Raw genomic sequence first — 14,568 nt, 5'->3', positions numbered from 1 at the left:
ACGAATTCGGTGTTCAACAAATACTCGTTTGGATGAAAACTCCTTATTTTATTTTTTCTGATCGATTGTTAACTGTCCATCTCTTGAGGTTTAAATTGAAATGTCAATTAAATCTTCTCAATATTTTTAGTCTAGTCGCTCTCTTATTTACATAAAATCATTCAGAATCAGAACTCGAAAAAGGATTTGTACAATAGAAAGAATAAGGATTATCATAATCACGGTAGTGAGGGACTGTAAATTTATTATTATCTTCAGAAGCTTTTATTCGACAGTATGGTTCTAAATTTAGGTCTATCATATAATCGTTACCACCTCCTAAAGAAGGTTTAACTTCTTTGGTTTTTTTTGAAACCGAAAAATGACAAACCCATCGATGTACTGGATAAGCATGTGGTTTATTTGTTAAAATCTCAGCCCTTCCTGGTTTTATAGTATCTCCTTTACTCTTGTCAAAAAGAGAGTTATCTTTAGCATATTTTTCCATCTGCACTACTATAGTACTGTGCTTACATACTTCGTTCATTTCCATTTTTTTATCAGCTCTTTTCTTATTATACTCTTCATTAATATATTCACCAAAAACAGGCGTATATCTCAAATAAATTTCCTTTTTAGATATATTTTTATTTTCCTCTTCTATTGAGTATTCACAACTAAATGGTAACAAATTCACATTCTTACTATCCTCGAATGCTTTATAAGAACCAGTTACAGTACCTGATTTTTTCTTGATTTCTAATTCTTCCTCTATCAGTTTTATGGTCTCTTGACATATTTTATTTTGGTAAGTAGAATCGGAAATTCTACTGATTATAAAATTTTGATATAAATTTCCACTAGTTAAAAACACAATCAAAAAAATTAATAAATTGGCAATAAAAGGGTGATTACTTAAAAAATGTGCAAAAAATGTACTATTTATAAACTTAAAATAAGTAGAATTAGGAAAAATACTATTAAATAAGTTATAAACAATATTACTTTGCTTAGAAGAATTAGGGTCTGGTGTATTAGAAGAATTAGGGTCTGGTTTATTAGAAGAATCCGGGTCTGGTTTATTAGAAGAATTAGGGTCTGGTTTATTAGAAGAATTAGGGTCTGGTTTATTAGGTGTATGAGACATAACGTTAATTTTTAATTATTGGATATTTTTCCATTTAATTTAAAACACTGAGAATAATAAAAAGTTTACTCCAGTTATCAGAAGTGATGTTCTTGGAAATACATTGAGTCTAATGACGACCCATTTGGTTAAAATCCTTATAGCGTTTCCTAAGCAACTGAGGTACACCCAAATCTTGTTTACCAAGGTTAGTAGCTTTGAAAATGTACCTCACCAGGTCGGGAACCGCTATATCTGCTTTAATACAATCTACCTTTATTGACTCATTTTAAGTGCCATCAATCATATCGATTCGGCAGTTATTAAACTCCTGATTTCCAGCCACAGTAATTTCTTGTTCGTTGTAATAGTTTTCAGTATTTAGACTTTAATACAAATCCTAAATTGTTTATTACGCTTTCCGAGGAAAAAATCTATCTTAGGGAATAGTTAAGAATGAAAGACCCTAAGGTCGGTAGAATAAGCTTTTCGAGCCATTTTTTACTCAGTATATACACTGTCTTCAAAGTATCCTATCTTTGCCATTTCCCTTAAGCCACCATCTTTAGATTTACTTTATAAATAGCCTTTAAGAACTTTAGTCCCTACTAGCAACTTGCTTATCCATCATCAATTTACTTTTGACAGAGTACTACTAGCTCATAGATATTCGTTTTTCTACAGCTAGAGTTAATTAAAAATATTAAGCACAATATTATCTCAGCCAAACATAAATATAAAATCAGATTCAATCTTTGAGTTTAACCCATATCTACATGGGATGGAATATTCACATATTGTTGGAAATCCACAGGATTATTTTAATGAAAAAATTAAAGACTCAAGTATTTTTAGGCTTGACAAGTGCATTTTTGGCAGTTGGATATTCTAGTTTGCTGGCTACAGAAATTCCCATACAGAGGACATTAAACCTCAGAAAGGATTTATTAGCGCAATCAGAAAGCAACCCAAATGTCAATGAGTATCTGGAGAAAAATAAGCCAGAAAGTTATAAAGCTCTGAAAAAGCAGTTAGATGCAGCGATTGAGGATGCAAAAAGACCAAGTGAAGATAAAGTAGTAAAAAATCTTTGGCCATTGTCAAAAACTAACGCTCAAATAAAGTGGAGAGAAAATAATGGCAAAATTGAATATCTGATGGCGAGTTGGAAATATGTTAAAAACCCAACTGAGGATTGGAAAATAGGTACAAAAAAAAGTATAGAAGCACGGACTTGGTTAACAGCTGTTCCTCAAGTCAAAGAATTTTGTCAAAATTGTAAGGGGAACGGCATAAATATTCCCGGTAATATCATGCTTTCTCTGAGGTTACAGCAGTATTTAGGCTTAATTTTAAATAGAAATTCAAACAAGACGCATTTTGTCGAAATGTGGGTGAAAGCTGAAGATTTAAGTAGACCATGTGTCGATCCAGAAATTAATGATTCTAGTTGTAATGTTTTTGATATACCGATTCCTACTAGTTATCCGATTTTGCAAGAGATATACACAATTTCTTATGCAGTTGGGAGTCAAGAACATTATCCTTGGACAGGTTTAGGTTACACCTATGATTGGGGAAATCCAAAAAAACCTCGTGAAGGAGCTAGTGAGTTTCTGCTCGACGGAACTAAAGAAAAACCGATCAAAGTAGAAGTTGTTTCTGTCACAGCTACGAAAGAATATTGTAATAATCAATATTTAACGGTAAAAGATTAGAAATGAGCGCTCATGAAACACCTTGAAGGTAAAGTGGCTTTGGTAACAGGTGCTACGCGGGGAATTGGTAGGGGAATTGCCATTGGCCTTGGTGAAGCAGGTGCAACTGTATACATCACGGGTCGGAGCCTCAACAACTCTTCTAGTGATGGGGTTTCAGGTAGTCTTAGTGAAACAAAATCAGCCATTGAAGAAATCGGTGGTGTATGCATTCCCGTCCAAGTAGACCACAGCGACGATCAGCAGGTGCGTTTGCTTTTTGATCGCATTCAAGATGAGCAAAATGGCCAACTCGATTTGCTGGTAAATAATGCTTACTCAGGAGTTCAGGCATTAAAAGACGCTCATGGACAGCCTTTTTGGGATTCTGAACCAAGTCTTTGGGATGCTAGCAACAACGTTGGTCTTCGCAGCCACTATGTTGCAAGTGTTTTTGCGGCTCGGATGATGACTAAGCGTAACTCTGGATTAATTTGCACGATTTCCTCGTGGGGTAGTATGTTTTATCTCTTTAATACAGTTTATGGTGTTGGTAAAGCAGCTTGCGATCGCCTTGCTGCTAATATGGCTGTTGAGTTAAAACCCCATAACGTCGCTTCTGTTTCAATTTGGCCAGGTATTGTTGGTACTGAGCTTTTTTCTCGTTTTGCTTCCCAAATGAATCAAACCAATGCTACTGAAAATAATTTCTCATTCTTGAGCGATCGCTACAACTGGGAAACTCCCTTATTAACTGGACGAGCGATCGCTGCACTTGCTGGTGAGCCAAATCTTATGCATCGTACAGGACGCGTGCAGATTGTTGCCGAACTAGCTAAGAAATATAATCTTGTAGATGAAAATGGCGATCGGCCTGCATCCCTACGCTCTCTGCGTTTTGTACTACCTGCTGCATTACCCGTACTGAGAAAGTACTCATCGCTCATACCTGATATTAAAATACCGTGGTCACTGCTACTATTGAATGCCCTTAGTTCACCTAAAATTTAATGGGCATTGGGCGGAGTTAGAAAACTCGGTTCATCCAGCTTTGATCTCCATAAATCGCCGAAAAACCTTATTTTTACTGTGCCAATTAAAGTCTAAGTTATTTGGCACAGGGTTTTGTCAGGTAGCCACAAGAGTTTCAGGTTCTAAAAATTAGACGGGTTCAAATGGTACGAATAAAAGTATTGGTTCTGGTCTGCCAAATCCTAATTTTTAGATTAAAGTCAATTTTTTTCTGAAACATAGTCTGAGCAGAATTTTCAGACGACGCATAGCGACAAAATTCGCCTTGGCTACTTTTACCCCAACTAGGGTAAAAATGTCTCTGAAGATTTGTAACACTTTCGCCAACAGTGTTGGGACGTGAACTTACCCAATTAGAGTCAGAAAATTATGGGTGCATCCGAAATCAGGTTATTTGAAGATGTAGGATATTTTGTCAGCATAGAGAAAAGGGCAGTAACTAACGAGTATCAACATGAAAAAAATTGTATTTCTATCAGCCAATCCAAAGAACACAAATCAGCTACGCCTGGATGAAGAGGTGAGGGGAATTCAGGCGGCTCTAAAACAATCCCAAAATCGAGAACAGTTTCAAATTGTTACGTTATTGGCAGTACGAGTTGAAGACTTGCGCCGTGCTTTGTTAGAACATCAACCAACTATTGTTCATTTTTCGGGACATGGTTCTGGAACTGAAGGTTTGGCCTTAGAAAATAATTCTGGGCAAATGCAACTAATAAGTACAGAATCTTTAGCAAGGTTATTTGGGTTATTTCAGAACCAAATAGAATGTGTTTTGTTGAATGCCTGTTATTCACAAGTTCAAGCAGAAGCAATTCACCAACATATTGATTATCTGGTGGGCATGAATCAAGCGATTGGAGATGTCGCAGCGGTTGAGTTTGCTATTGGATTTTATGATGCGCTGTTTGCTGGCAGACCTTATGAAGAATGTTTTGAAATTGGTCGTGCTTCTATTGACTTACAGGGTATTCCAGAATATTCAACTCCACAGATTAAAGCAAGACGGCGGTCTTCTTTTCATCTTGAAGATAATATCAAAAAGCGCAAAGAATCAGAAGTTGAAACTAAATTACCTCAGACTATGACACAAGAAAAGCCTCCGCAATCAATTGTTTTCAATGGTGGTACTAATTCAGGACAAATCGGACAAGCTGGTGGTGACATGAATCAAAACCAATACAATACTCAGGATAGTAGGGAGAAAGAATTATCCATCACAGAGATTCTGGAACTAATAGAAAAAATTCAATCTTTATTTAGTTCTTCAGATTTACCTGACAAGCAAAAAAAACAAGCCCTGAAACATATAGACTACGCAAAGGACGCAGTTCAAGAAGAAGAACCAGACAAAAGTACTGCGGCAAAAAGTTTACAAAAAGCCACTCAAATTCTGAAAGAAGTTAACGAAACTTTAGGAGCAGGTCAAGGACTTTGGCAGAAGTTAGAACCAATTGCTAAACAATTAGCTCCTTGGTTAGGAATTGCAGCCAAAAGTCTTGTTTTACTTCCTTAAGAGGATGTTTTAAAAGTTGATTATTGTATGTTTTCTCGATGAGAACGCAGCTACCCATAAAAACAGAAATCCGCAGCTTATTACACTTCTAATGTGTTATTAGCCCAAATAGATTAACTTGCTTGTGTAGTAGCGAATTCTTTCAGACAATAACTTTTAAAACATTCTCTAAGTAAATGTGTTCATAACATAAATATAACGAGGATAGATTATGAAGAACAAAGATCCATTCAACAATTCTCAAAAGATTAAAGCTGACAAGACTAATAACAGTGGTCAAATTGGTCAAGCTGGACGTGATTTGTATCAGACTCAGACAACTTATATAATTAGATTTTTCAAATTGTTGTCTGAACAAGCTTTAAAGGGTTCTATAGTTGGTGTTGTCATTGGTTTATCCGTGATGTTCATCAGTCCCAACATCTTATATCCAATTTTTAAAGACTATACAAGATCAGCTCAATATGCAGAATTTATTTCTGCAATTTTTGTTGGCTTGTATTGTTATTTGTTTTGTGGTAATCATATCAGTCATAAATCGCATAAAATTTTCTTAGCAGCACTAGCGGGAGTTGTAACTTTGTTTGTATTACCACCTATTCGCGAAGTTTTTCTTCCAAAACATCAGGAGGTTTATCAAGAAATAAATGACACAATTAGCTATTCAATCAGCTATGCTATTATTTGTGTATTAGCTGGTGGTGTTATAGAAACAATAGCAGCAATCAGCTACAAAAATTCTAGCAAGTAGAGATATATCACAGTAAAAAAAGCGAAGTAAATGAGGTAATAGTGGAGTTTATAAACTTACGATCGCCATTTCCCTAACTCCTCATTTCTTCCAAGGATCTACCTTGCAGTGTTACTTTGTCAAACCACTCCCAAAGGTATCCCTTTTTTGAGTGATAGCTAATTTCCTAATTCAACTTAAAAAAGTTAGATTATCTGTGATGAATCTTCAGATGACACAAAAAAATTCTCGAAATACTTCACAATTCCTTATCTCTTTCAAATTGAAAAACAACTCATTATTAATGAGAGTAATATATTTTTTACTTTTGTTATTAAGTACATTCTATTTTGTAATATTGTCAAATTCAGGAGAAATTAGTTTAGCCTCCGCTAAAACAAGCGAAAAAACCTTTGTTGGCTATTACCAGAGTTGGTCAGAACAATGGACAAGTAGTCCACAACAAATGCAACTAGCAAATATCGCTCCCTATGTAAATAAAGTAATTGTATCTTTCATACAGCCTGATGCAAGTTATATAAAGGGTAGCTATAATTTCACTGGAACGGGGCTACAATTCGCCGCAGATGGCAAAGTAGTAAAAGATGCAATTGCCTTGTTAAAAAAACGTAACGGCAACACTAAAGTATTGGTGGCAGTAGGCGGACAAAGTTATACAAATTTTGCTCAAATAAATCCTCAAATAATTGCTAATATTGTTGAAGACTTTGGATTTGACGGTGTTGATGTTGATTACGAATCTAACAATGTAAAATGTTCATCATCAAATGGTCAGGTTTCCTGTACATCTGATGCAGAATTTCGTCGCGTTGTCAGGCAAATTCGCCAAGTTCTGCCTAAGCCTTACTTGGTGACAGCGGCGGTATGGAGTATTGGTGCTTACGGTGAAGGGCAATGGGCAAATGCTCAACCCCAAGGCGAGAAGACAGGTATGACGCTTAATTTGCTGCGTTCACCTGAAAGTAAAATGATTGACCAACTGCATATCATGTCCTATGACGCTGGTATCACTTACAACCCTCAAGAAGCCTTAGCAGCTTATCAAAACTATTTTAAAGGAAAAGTAGTTATGGGACTGGAAGTACCGCCAGAAGCTTGGGGTGGAAATGTTTACACCCTGGCAAAGGTTCGTGACCTTGCACAGGTTGTTATTAACAGGAACGCTGCGGGACTGATGCTGTGGAGCCTACAAAAGCAAGTAGAGGGAATACCATCAAATGATAACCCAACTGCTGAAATGATAGCAAAAACAGCCTGTCAAGTTTTGTTGCTTGGTAATTGCCAACAGCCACTATTTAACTCGCAGAAAACGGGAATCTCTGTGCATCAGTCGCTGTAACGACCTGTAATCATACGTTTCAGCGATAATTACAAAGAAGGCAGGACGCAGAGGGCAGGAGGCAGAAGGAAATAAGTATTAATAAAAACTTTAGTTCTGGGTTATTGCCCAGTTTAAAAAAGGAATTGTATCGACATGCGTAGCACGAGATACAAAGCGTCCAAGATCCAATCCCACGTTTTAAAACGTGGGTTCCTCCAGCATAGCTGCCTCCTATCTCCTGCCTCCTGAAAGCAGTTTTCCTTTGTATGAAGTACAAGCTACGGGTTTGGAGGCAGGATATAGAAACTCTTTATATCTGAATATACAAATTTTGTTGCCCCTTCTACTAAACAAGCAGTTTAAGATCATAAAACTTTGTATCCTGAATTAATAGGTCTTAATAGTTCTTTTAAAACTGGTGCAAGAAGATTTTCGGTTAATTATTGATTTAGTTTTAGTTCTAGGCGTTGCAGCCTGCGGCGGACTATTAGCAGCACTTTTGCGACAACCCGTGCTGCTGGGGTATCTCATTGGCGGGATAGTCGTTGGGCCAACGGGACTGGGATTAATTAAAGAACTGATTCAAGTAGAGACTCTGGCACAGTTCGGGGTCGCTTTTTTGTTATTCGCCTTGGGTGTGGAATTTTCCTTTGCGGAACTCAAGAAAGTAAAAGCGATCGCTCTTGGTGGAGGTGGACTCCAGATTGCTTTGACAATTTTGGTCACGGTTTTAGTATGTGGGTTAAGCGGAGCCTGGGGAGCCTTACCTGCTAAGGGGATGTTTTTGGGGTGTATTCTGTCCCTGTCTTCTACAGCGGTTGTCCTTAAGTGCTTGATGGAGCGCAACGAAACAGAAACGCCCCACGGGCAAGTGATGCTAGGGATTTTGGTAGTCCAAGACTTGGCACTGGGACTGATGTTAGCAGTCTTACCAGCCCTCAACCAACCAGCAGAAACTATTGGCATCACCGTCCTGACAGCGCTAGGTTCGATTGGTTTATTTGCCGCTGGGGCAGTAGCTGCGGGGATTTGGCTGATACCGCCTTTGTTGCAACTGCTAGCCCGTACTGAAAGTAAAGAACTATTTTTATTAGGGGTTGTAGCCCTGTGTTTAGGCATTGCCCTATTGACAGAGCATTTGGGACTGTCGATTGAGATGGGGGCATTTGTCGCGGGTTTGATGATTTCTGAGGTGGAGTATGCCGACCAAACCCTGACTTATGTCGAACCACTGCGAGATATCTTTGCCAGTTTATTTTTTGCCGCTATTGGGATGTTAATTGACCCAGTGTTTTTATGGAACAACCTGGAATTAATTTTGGGGTTGGTGGCAATAGTTTTCGTAGGTAAATTTTTGATTATCACGCCCTTAGTGAAACTGTTCCACTATCCTTTGAAAACAGCTATAATTGCCGGTTTGGGACTGGCGCAAATTGGGGAATTTTCCTTTGTTCTCGCTAGTGAAGGACAGTCTTTGGGGCTGGTGTCTCGACAAATATACTTGTTAATTTTGGGAACTACTGCAGTCACTCTCATGCTGACTCCTTTTGTACTGCGGTTAGTGCCATTTTTATTTAACTTTGCCGAATCAATGCCTTGGTTAAAACCCTATTTAGAAGAAGATCAGGCGCGGGATGTGTCGGAAGATTTGCCCTTCAAAGACCATGTAGTAGTTTGTGGCTATGGGCGAGTCGGCAAGAATTTGGTGAAGTTGTTGCAGCAACACGACCTACCTGTGGTGGTAATCGACCAATCGGAGAGGAGAATTCAGCAGTTACGTGAGGCTGGGGTGTCTTATGTCTATGGTAATTGCGTCAGTTTACACGTTCTGGAAACTGCCGGGGTGAATCATGCCAAAGGAATGGCGATCGCACTCCCAGATCCCATAAGTACTCGTCTTTGCTTGAAACGCGCTTTGGAATTGCGCCCAGAATTAGATTTGGTTGTCCGTGCTACCCAGGATAAAAATATTGAGGTGCTGTATCAATTGGGAGCAAGGGAAGTTGTGCAACCAGAGTTTGAAGCCAGTTTAGAAATGGCAACCTATTTATTAACTGGCTTAGGCTTGTTGTCATCAACTGTTGTCCAACGAGAAATGCAGCAAATCCGCAACGATCATTATTTAGATTTGCGGCCAGAGCGTTCTGCTACTGAAGTGGCTCGTGATTTGCGCCAAGCCACTCGCGATTTAAATCAGCGCTGGTATCCTTTACCATCTAAATCGCCCTTAATTGGCATGAGTATAGAAGAGGCGGATATGCGCTATTTAACAGGAGTGAGTTTGATGGCGATTCGCCGCGCTAACGGCGATGAAATTGATTATCCCAATAATCAAACTAAATTGGCAGAAGGCGATCGCTTGCTGGTAGTGGGAGCAGATGAAGAACTAGCGGCTTTAGCAGAATTAGCTAAAGGACAAGCTGTTGTTCCTGGAGAAAATAGTGCTTGTCAGTGGGTTACAGTCAATGCAGATGCGCCAACGCTAGGTAAAACCCTTAAAGATTTAAATATCGGTAAACAGTATGGAGTACAGGTACAGGCGATCCGGCGCGATGGTAAATTTATTCGCTATCCTGATGGCGGCATGGACTTGCGAATCGGCGACCAAGTATTATTATGTGGTGGCTTGACAGGTTTGAGTCAACTACAACAGTTATTTGCGATTCCTAGTTCAGTACCCCTGTCTATCCCAATGGCGAAAGCTGGTGAGGCAGAAGCACTTAAAGAGTTTTTACCTGCCGATAGTGTGAGTGATTAAACCAATTCGCAATTCGCAATTCGCAATTACGTTTTGTAACGGGGATTTAACCCCGACACAAAACAAAAGTGTCTATAGAGACAGGGGACTTAAATCCCCAAACTTTGTTAAACTTTAAGACTTTGCAAGGTAAGTGACTCAATATAGCGATCGCGCCTTTGGAAAAATATCACTTTTGATAATACCCAGATCCAAGATGTTCTCTATGATGCGGATATCATCATGGATTGAATAATTTCAGATCAGTTTCGGTAACAGTTCATCCGTAAGAGCTTAAGAGGATGTTTGAAAAGTGGTTGTGGGATAAGGCGACAAATCAAGATTGGGGACTGGCAATTTTTTCGCTTTAACAACCGCAGAAATTTTCGGTCTACTGAATTTGATTATCTTGTTTAATAATTGAATTTATCTAAGAATTGAGCTTGACTTTTTACAAATTTATTCTGTCTTTACAATACTTTTTCATCTCCTATTTTAAGTTATCAGATACTTTGGTGATAATGAGAATTACTGTACAGTATAATACTGTACTTTATCGAAAATCCTTTGTAATATGAGCAAGCTTTTTAAGACTTAGCGGCAAAAGTCAGATGGAGAGAAGCGACCACGAAACCTCCTGACGCGATAATACTTATAAACTACAAAAAATTACGTTTTTCTAGGCATTGTAACTGTTTATTTTCATCTTTAAATATTACTGAAATTATACTTATAGCAACAGCCAACGTGGTTAGGACATTAACAGATGATGAAACCTAGACACAAAGCGAAAAGTCGGAGCGGCGGCTTCCGCCGATCTGAACTTTTCAAGACAAAGACTTTTCACCCAGTCCCCATTACCCCTTATCCCCAAAGGGGGCCCCACCATCCCCAGTCCCCAGTCCCTTGCTATATAATGTTGTACACAAGTTTACGTATTATTACGAAATTATCTGCTAATCTACTCTGTAAGCTTTTAGGACAGCCTAGTGTTAGTAATTTAGAAACTCAACTCCACGATCAACAAGTTCAAATTCAGCAGCTAGAAAAGCAAGAAAGGGCGCTTTACCGAGTTATTAGCAAAATTCGAGCTTCTCTTGAGTTAGAAACAATTTTTCGTACAACCACTAAGGAAACTTGTAAGTTACTCCGCGTCGAGCGGATTGCCGTTTATCGTTTCCATGAAAACTGGGGTGGAGAATTTGTCAGCGACTTTGAGTTTGCAGAGACCGGATGGGATGATCTAGAGACATTAGGAAAAAATACAGTTTGGAATGACTCTTATCTACAAGAACATCAAGGTGGACGGTATCGTAATAATGAAACTTTAGTTGTTTCAGATGTCTACGCAGCAAGCTTGTCTCAATGCCATTTAGAAATTTTAGAACAGTTCCATATTCGAGCTTATGCAACTGCATCAATTTTTGTTGGAAAAAAACTGTGGGGAGTGCTTGCTGCTTATCAGCACTCACAGCCACATGAATGGAAAAAATTAGAAATTCAGTTTTTGTCTCAAATTGCAACGCAGCTAGGATTTGCAGTTAAACAAGCAGAATTTTTAGCTCAAGCAGAACAAAAAGCAGCAGAACTGTATAAAGCGAATCAGCAGCAGGATATTCTATTTAATTTAGTTGCTGAAATTCGTGAATCTCTGAATCTAGACACCTTGTTTAAAACTACTGTACGAGAAATTCGTAAGGCTCTCCGTAGCGATCGCGTCAGTATTTTTCAATTTGACCCGGAATCGAACTATACCTCTGGGAAATTTGTCTCTGAGAATGTATTGCCTGACTACGATTCTACGATCGCCATCAAGGTAAAGGATGATTGTTTTGCTGAACAATATACAGTTGCTTATCACCAAGGGCGTATACAGATAGTATCAGATATTTATCAAGCTGGGCTAAAGGATTGCCACATTCAACTGTTAGAGCAATTTCAAATCAAGGCACAAATTGTTGCACCTCTAATGAAAGGAAAAACTTTATGGGGATTACTATGTGTTCATCAGTGCCATTGTTCACGCGAGTGGAAAAAGTCAGAAATTCAATTTATCCAACAGTTAGCCGCTCAGTTTAATGTAGCTTTAGAACATTCTCAATTATTAGAGCAGTTCCGCTCTCAAGCTAATCAACTTGCTCAAGCAAACCATGCTTTAGAACTAGCAAATTGTCAGTTGGAAAAACTTAGTAAGCTAGATGCTCTAACCCAAATCGCCAACCGTCATTGTTTCGATCAATTTTTAGAGGAGGAATGGAATCGACTAAAACTAAGTGAAAATTATTTATCTTTAATTATATTTGATATTGACTATTTCAAGGATTATAACGATTCTTATGGACATCTAGCTGGGGATGAATGCTTAATACAAGTTGCTCATGCAGCACAATCTGTATTAAAGCGTCCTACCGATCTACTAGCTCGTTATGGTGGTGAAGAATTTATTGTCATTTTGCCAAATACGAACGAATCAGGTGCAATTAAAGTAACTAAGTTGATTCAAAAATCTATTCAAGAATTAAAGATTCCCCATAAGAAGAAGAATAACTTTCAATATTTTCTGACCGTCAGTTTAGGTGTTGCAATTCAAAGACCAACAGATAAAAGTTCATCTCAAAACTTAATTAACGCAGCCGACAAAGCTTTGTATAAAGCTAAAGAACAAGGACGCAATAGGTGGGTTTGTGCTGCAAAATTCTAAGTCCAGTGATAAAACAATTAAACCAATTCGCAATTCGCAATGACGCTCTCTACGAGACGCTGCGCGAACGCGGACTCGCTAACGCTGCGTTCGCAAAGCGTCTCGTAGAGAAGAGAGCAATTCGCAATTACGTTTTATAACGGGGATTTAACCCCGACACAAAACAAAAGTGTCTATAGAGACAGGGGACTTAAACCCCCAAACTTTGTTAAAAATATAAAATTAAAAATAGACAACTTTAGTTGTGGGTTTGTATCCCACAATAAATAAAGAATTGCTCCAAGATGCGAGGCGCAAGGCATCTTTATTCAAAACCCACGGCTTAAGCCGTGAGCTTGAATTTTTAATTTTTAATTCGAGTGAAGCAAGTGATGAAGCGATCAGTTGTGATTTTTCTGCCTCACTCCTAACTTACTTTTGGCTTGATGTAGGCGATCGCTTGTTTCCAAACGGTGATTTGCTGAGTGCTTTCATCCGCAATACAGATACACTGTGGATCTTGCCATAAAACCTTTCCTGTGAGTACATCGCCAGTCAGCAGCTTTAACTCTACTGGCGTTGTTTGTTTAATCAGGTTTTGGACTTGTCTAATACTGGGTAAAGTGGTGTCAAATTCAGTAAGCATTTTTAGTAAAGATGAACCTACAAGGCAAAATAAAGAGTAACTAATCCTTGATAATTCATCCTTGAAGAAATGGCAATCGAATTTACTAAGTATCACGGTCTAGGCAACGACTTTATTCTGATTGACAATCGCTCATCATCTGTGACTGTAGTGACTCCAGAGCAAGCCATCAAGTTGTGCGATCGCCATTTTGGTATCGGTGCTGATGGTGTTATTTTTGCCTTACCTGGAGAAGATGGCACTGACTACACTATGCGGATTTTCAATTCTGATGGTTCAGAACCAGAGATGTGTGGCAATGGCATTCGCTGTTTAGCTGGCTTTTTGGCAGACTTAGAGGGTGAATCCCGGAATAAAGACTTATATCGCATTCATACTCTCGGTGGTGTGATGACTCCCCAGCTTTTATTTGATGGTCAAGTGAAAGTAGATATGGGTTTACCCAGGTTACTCGCTGGCGAAATCCCGACTAACCTGACACCCAATGAAGAAAAAGTAATTAATCAGCCGTTAGAGGTGGCGGGGCAAACTTGGGATGTCACCTGTGTAAATATGGGAAATCCCCACTGCATTACTTTTGTGGAAGATGTCGCCGCAATTGAGCTAGAAAGCATAGGCCCTAAATTTGAGCATCACTCAGCTTTTCCTCAACGCATAAATACTGAATTTATTCAAGTGGTACGTCGTGACTATTTGAAAATGCGAGTATGGGAACGGGGTGCTGGGATTACCTTAGCTTGCGGTACTGGTGCTTGTGCTGCCTTGGTAGCTGGTGTGCTAACTGGAAATTGCGATCGCACTGCGACTGTAGAATTACCTGGTGGCCCTTTGCAAATTGAATGGTCAGAAGTAGACCAACGGGTTTACATGACAGGCCCGGCTGAACGAGTATTTACTGGAAAACTGTAATTGACCCTACCAATTTTAGAAATCCTGTGATTGTTAGTCGAAACAATGGCATTGTTAGTCGAAACAATCGTATTGTCAGTCGAAACAATGGCATTGTTAGTCGAAACAATCGTATTGTTAGTCGAAACAATCGTATTGTCAGTCGAAACAATCGTATTGTCAGTCGAAACAATC

General features: G+C 38.7%; 10 protein-coding genes. 8 read left to right on the top strand and 2 right to left on the bottom strand.

Annotated elements, in window-relative coordinates; all coding sequences use genetic code 11:
* Positions 1 to 157: 157 nt before the first annotated feature.
* Entirely contained in the window at positions 158 to 1,126 is a 969-nt protein-coding gene (locus RMY63_RS00985) for a hypothetical protein (RefSeq protein WP_322726896.1), read from the bottom strand.
* 803 nt (positions 1,127 to 1,929) lie between these two features.
* Here RMY63_RS00985 and RMY63_RS00980 point away from each other — a divergent pair.
* The 7 genes from RMY63_RS00980 (at position 1,930) to RMY63_RS00950 (ending at position 12,860) form a co-directional block, all read left to right on the top strand.
* A complete protein-coding gene (locus tag RMY63_RS00980) occupies positions 1,930 to 2,823 on the top strand; it encodes a hypothetical protein (RefSeq protein WP_322726895.1) in 894 nt (297 codons plus the stop codon).
* A 12-nt stretch (positions 2,824 to 2,835) separates the two neighbouring features.
* Entirely contained in the window at positions 2,836 to 3,813 is a 978-nt protein-coding gene (locus RMY63_RS00975; RefSeq protein WP_322726894.1) for an SDR family NAD(P)-dependent oxidoreductase, read from the top strand.
* Positions 3,814 to 4,288: 475 nt separating this feature from the next.
* Entirely contained in the window at positions 4,289 to 5,350 is a 1,062-nt protein-coding gene (locus RMY63_RS00970) for a CHAT domain-containing protein (protein WP_322726893.1), read from the top strand.
* Positions 5,351 to 5,561: 211 nt separating this feature from the next.
* Positions 5,562 to 6,101, top strand: a complete 540-nt coding sequence (locus RMY63_RS00965) for a hypothetical protein (RefSeq protein WP_322726892.1) — start codon at positions 5,562 to 5,564, stop codon at positions 6,099 to 6,101.
* A 337-nt stretch (positions 6,102 to 6,438) separates the two neighbouring features.
* The gene (locus RMY63_RS00960) at positions 6,439 to 7,440 is read left to right on the top strand and encodes a glycosyl hydrolase family 18 protein (protein WP_322726891.1); all 1,002 of its coding nucleotides are present in this window, start codon (positions 6,439 to 6,441) and stop codon (positions 7,438 to 7,440) included.
* A 400-nt stretch (positions 7,441 to 7,840) separates the two neighbouring features.
* Complete coding sequence (locus tag RMY63_RS00955) at positions 7,841 to 10,180, top strand: cation:proton antiporter (protein ID WP_322726890.1); 2,340 nt, start codon at positions 7,841 to 7,843, stop codon at positions 10,178 to 10,180.
* Positions 10,181 to 11,075: 895 nt separating this feature from the next.
* Positions 11,076 to 12,860, top strand: a complete 1,785-nt coding sequence (locus tag RMY63_RS00950; protein ID WP_322726889.1) for a diguanylate cyclase domain-containing protein — start codon at positions 11,076 to 11,078, stop codon at positions 12,858 to 12,860.
* Positions 12,861 to 13,266: 406 nt separating this feature from the next.
* Here the strand turns inward: RMY63_RS00950 and RMY63_RS00945 are convergent, their stop codons facing one another.
* Positions 13,267 to 13,485: an Hfq-related RNA-binding protein gene (locus tag RMY63_RS00945; protein WP_322726888.1), complete on the bottom strand. Its 219-nt coding sequence runs from the start codon at positions 13,483 to 13,485 to the stop codon at positions 13,267 to 13,269.
* Positions 13,486 to 13,554: 69 nt separating this feature from the next.
* Between RMY63_RS00945 and dapF the strand changes: the two genes are divergently transcribed.
* Positions 13,555 to 14,394 carry a diaminopimelate epimerase gene (gene dapF / locus RMY63_RS00940; RefSeq protein WP_322726887.1) on the top strand — a complete coding sequence of 280 codons (840 nt, stop codon included), beginning with the start codon at positions 13,555 to 13,557 and terminating at the stop codon, positions 14,392 to 14,394.
* Positions 14,395 to 14,568 lie beyond the last annotated feature (174 nt).

It is taken from the genome of Nostoc sp. ChiQUE01b (assembly GCF_034531255.1).
Taxonomy (GTDB): Bacteria; Cyanobacteriota; Cyanobacteriia; order Cyanobacteriales; family Nostocaceae; genus Nostoc.
Note: the sequence above shows the minus strand (reverse complement) of the source record. Positions and strands in the feature narration are given on the sequence as shown.